Here is a 782-nt window from a genome sequence, read left to right as displayed (position 1 = left end):
TCCTTATTTTTCTTTGGAGTGAAGGCTAAGATCTCTTTTTTTCTCCATCTCACTGCTCTCCCTAGCTTATATGGCTCCGGAAACAATCCCTGAAGCACCCAATTGCGAATCGTTGTTGTGGATACACTAAAAAGCTGTGCACACTCACGTGTCGTTACATATCTATCTCCATCATCAAATATCATCTCATTACCTTTCTCTTTTTTATGTTAATTAAATGGATGGGGGCTGGAAGGCATGTGAAGCACTCCAACTTTTAAAAATCTGCAAGTTTATTTTTTAGATGTGTTCAATTTCATATTTCCAATCAGGCAATTGAGTAAGAGCTAATGCGAGTTGTCCTCTATGACACATGCATACATTGGCTTCAAAACAGGTGATTGCAACGCACTTTTTATTTAAAAATATTTGATATAATTTGTTTATTGCACAAGAATTATTCTTGAGAGTTGTATTTCGATAATTTTTAAAAAAGCGGTCATAATCTTTTTGTGTTTTCAAATTTCTTCGTTTTTCAGAGGCAATTCCAAGTTCAGGCATATGCATATATTCAATATCAATGTTGCTTACAGCTTGCTCTAATTGTCTTTTTGAAAATCCGTGTTTTCTACTTATTGGATTTTTACGAACATCACATAAAGTTTTGATATTGTTTTCTATGAGACAACTAAGATAATTCTCAAGGGACTTACCTTCATAGCCAATGGTAAAAAAACAAAATTCCTCATCTTTAGCAGGCTGTATGATAATATGTTTTGTGTTACACACGTTTAATTTCCTTA

The 782-nt window shown here is 33.5% G+C and carries 2 protein-coding genes; both read right to left on the bottom strand.

Translation table 11 applies throughout. The features are described from left to right. Positions 1-185 (bottom strand): helix-turn-helix transcriptional regulator (locus tag ACFIQC_RS10010; RefSeq protein WP_375707146.1); only part of this gene is annotated, 185 nt, incomplete at its 3' end. Between the two features lie 94 nt (positions 186-279). Beyond that, positions 280-768, bottom strand: a complete 489-nt coding sequence (locus ACFIQC_RS10005; protein ID WP_375707145.1) for a DUF488 family protein — start codon at positions 766-768, stop codon at positions 280-282. Between the last annotated feature and the right edge of the window lie 14 nt (positions 769-782).

Source organism: Bartonella sp. AA126HLJHH, assembly GCF_042197425.1.
GTDB lineage: Bacteria > Pseudomonadota > Alphaproteobacteria > Rhizobiales > Rhizobiaceae > Bartonella.
Note: the sequence above shows the minus strand (reverse complement) of the source record. Positions and strands in the feature narration are given on the sequence as shown.